The sequence below is a fragment of the Oceanicella actignis genome, from assembly GCF_900111545.1.
Taxonomy (GTDB): domain Bacteria; phylum Pseudomonadota; class Alphaproteobacteria; order Rhodobacterales; family Rhodobacteraceae; genus Oceanicella; species Oceanicella actignis.
Genome location: NZ_FOHL01000023.1, coordinates 1 through 3,401, shown reverse-complemented (window position 1 = coordinate 3,401; position 3,401 = coordinate 1). Strand labels below are relative to the sequence as shown.

General features: G+C 58.9%; 1 tRNA gene and 2 rRNA genes. All 3 read left to right on the top strand.

From position 1 onward, the window contains the following. Positions 1-318: 318 nt before the first annotated feature. Positions 319-3,096, top strand: a 23S ribosomal RNA gene (locus BMW67_RS15195). A gap of 73 nt (positions 3,097-3,169) precedes the next feature. After that, positions 3,170-3,284, top strand: a 5S ribosomal RNA gene (gene rrf, locus BMW67_RS15190). Positions 3,285-3,323: 39 nt separating this feature from the next. Then, positions 3,324-3,400 (top strand) — tRNA-Met (locus BMW67_RS15185). The last annotated feature ends 1 nt before the right edge of the window (position 3,401 follow it).

Sequence of the window (3,401 nt, the reverse complement as noted above, 5' to 3'; positions counted from 1 at the left end):
AGGAGGTCGTCGGTTCGATCCCGACAGCCTCCACCAGGCTGGGGTCTCGTCGGACATTCGTTAGGACCTTTTGAAGGCGGATCGCCTTCGAGGTTTGACATCGTGAAGAGAGAGAAACACGAGAACGCCTTCCGGGCGGGCCCTTCTGGGGCGCGGCCGAGAAGGCGGTCTTTCCAAGTCAGAAAACACTGACCGGGTCCCCTGCCCTGGCCGACGGCCGTTGCGGGGGATCGGGAATGAGGACATCGACCGGAGGGGCGGCGACGCAGGGCCTTGCGAGAGGCCCGCGCAAAAGGGCGTCGTTCGACTTCCGGATCGGATCAAGCGCGAAAAGGGCGTTTGGTGGATGCCTTGGCGACAAGAGGCGATGAAGGACGTGGCACTCTGCGATAAGCCCGGGGGAGGCGAGAGCACCCTTTGATCCCGGGATCTCCGAATGGGGCAACCCACCTGACGTTCGGCCATTGACCGCTTCCAGCGGCCAATGGGCGAGCGAAGCAGGTACTTTGAGGCTGAATACATAGGCTTCAAAGAGCGAACCCGGGGAACTGAAACATCTAAGTACCCGGAGGAAAGGACATCAATAGAGACTCCGTCAGTAGCGGCGAGCGAACGCGGACCAGGCCGTGCGGTTCAAAGAAGGCGAACAAGCTGGAAAGCTTGGCCAGAGCGGGTGACAGCCCCGTAGCCGTAAAGAGAACCGCCGTCAGAGTAGGGCGGGACACGTGAAATCCTGTCTGAAAATGGGGGGACCACCCTCCAAGCCTAAGTACTCCTTGTCGACCGATAGCGAACCAGTACCGTGAGGGAAAGGTGAAAAGCACCCCGACGAGGGGAGTGAAACAGATCCTGAAACCGGACGCCTACAAACAGCAGGAGGGCCTCGCGCCTGACTGCGTACCTTTTGTATAATGGGTCAGCGACTTGGTCTGCCGAGCAAGCTTAAGCCGATAGGCGTAGGCGCAGCGAAAGCGAGTCTGAACAGGGCGTTCAGTTCGGCGGATCAGACCCGAAACCGAGTGATCTAGGCATGAGCAGGCTGAAGGTGCGGTAACACGCACTGGAGGGCCGAACCCACATCCGTTGAAAAGGATCGGGATGACTTGTGCCTAGGGGTGAAAGGCCAATCAAACTCGGAGATAGCTGGTTCTCCGCGAAATCTATTTAGGTAGAGCGTCGCATGAACGCCCTCGGGGGTAGAGCACTGGATGGGTGATGGGGTCCCACAGACTTACTGAGCCTAACCAAACTCCGAATACCGAGGAGCGCTATGCGGCAGACACACGGCGGGTGCTAAGGTCCGTCGTGGAAAGGGAAACAGCCCTGACCAACAGCTAAGGCCCCCAATTCGTGGCTAAGTGGGAAAGCATGTGAGACGGCCAAAACAACCAGGAGGTTGGCTTAGAAGCAGCCATCCTTTAAAGAAAGCGTAACAGCTCACTGGTCTAGTCAAGCTGTCTTGCGGCGAAGATGTAACGGGGCTCAAGCCACGAGCCGAAGCTTTGGGTTCGTCCTTCGGGACGAGCGGTAGCGGAGCGTTCCATGTGCGGCGAAGGGTGTGGGCGACCTATCCTGGAGCGCATGGAAGTGAGAATGCTGACATGAGTAGCGATAAGGAGTGTGAGAGACACTCCCGCCGAAAGTCCAAGGGTTCCTGCTTAAAGCTAATCTGAGCAGGGTGAGCCGGCCCCTAAGGCGAGGCCGAAAGGCGTAGTCGATGGGAACCAGGTCAATATTCCTGGGCCAGGAGGATGTGACGGATCTCGGACGTTGTCAGGCCTTATCGGATTGGTCTGGCAGCCATGAGGTTCCTGGAAATAGCCCTCCATCAGACCGTACCCGAAACCGACACAGGTGGACTGGTAGAGAATACCAAGGCGCTTGAGAGAACTGCGTTGAAGGAACTCGGCAAAATGCCTCCGTAAGTTCGCGAGAAGGAGGCCTCCTTCCTGGGCAACCAGGGGGGAGGGGCACAGACCAGGGGGTGGCGACTGTTTACTAAAAACACAGGGCTCTGCGAAGCCGCAAGGCGACGTATAGGGTCTGACGCCTGCCCGGTGCCGGAAGGTTAAATGGAGGGGTGCAAGCTCCGAAATGAAGCCCCGGTAAACGGCGGCCGTAACTATAACGGTCCTAAGGTAGCGAAATTCCTTGTCGGGTAAGTTCCGACCTGCACGAATGGCGTAACGACTTCCCCGCTGTCTCCAACGCAGACTCAGCGAAATTGAACTCCCCGTGAAGATGCGGGGTTCCCGCGGTCAGACGGAAAGACCCCGTGCACCTTTACTACAGCTTCAGACTGGCATCAGGCGCGTGATGTGCAGAATAGGTGGGAGGCTTGGAAGCGGGGACGCCAGTTCCCGTGGAGCCGCCAGTGAGATACCACCCTTCATTCGCTTGATGTCTAACCGCGGTCCGTCATCCGGATCCGGGACCCTCTGTGGCGGGTAGTTTGACTGGGGCGGTCGCCTCCCAAAAAGTAACGGAGGCGCGCGATGGTGGGCTCAGAGCGGTCGGAAATCGCTCGTCGAGTGCAATGGCAGAAGCCCGCCTGACTGCGAGACTGACAAGTCGAGCAGAGACGAAAGTCGGCCATAGTGATCCGGTGGTCCCATGTGGAAGGGCCATCGCTCAACGGATAAAAGGTACGCCGGGGATAACAGGCTGATGATGCCCAAGAGTCCATATCGACGGCATCGTTTGGCACCTCGATGTCGGCTCATCACATCCTGGGGCTGGAGCAGGTCCCAAGGGTTCGGCTGTTCGCCGATTAAAGTGGTACGTGAGCTGGGTTTAGAACGTCGTGAGACAGTTCGGTCCCTATCTGCCGTGGGTGTTCGAGACTTGAGAGGAGCTGCCCCTAGTACGAGAGGACCGGGGTGGACGGACCACTGGTGGACCTGTTGTGGCGCCAGCCGCAGTGCAGGGTAGCTATGTCCGGACAGGATAACCGCTGAAGGCATCTAAGCGGGAAGCCCCCCTCAAAACAAGGTCTCGCATGAGAGCCGTGGAAGACCACCACGTCGATAGGCCGGAGATGCAAGCGCGGCGACGCGTTCAGTTGACCGGTACTAATCGCTCGATCGGCTTGATCCGATCCGGAAGCCGGACGAAATCCGGCCCCTCCCCTCTTCCCGAAAGACGCTCGTGGCTCGATGCGCTCCGCCGGTCTGGTGGTCAAAGCGCGAGGTAAACACCCGATCCCATCCCGAACTCGGAAGTTAAGACCCGTCGCGCCGATGGTACTGCGTCTCAAGACGTGGGAGAGTAGGTCGCCGCCAGACCTGCAGAGCGCATCCTCAAACCTCTCTCTTCACAGACACCGCGGGGTGGAGCAGCCCGGTAGCTCGTCAGGCTCATAACCTGAAGGTCGCAGGTTCAAATCCTGCCCCCGCAACCAA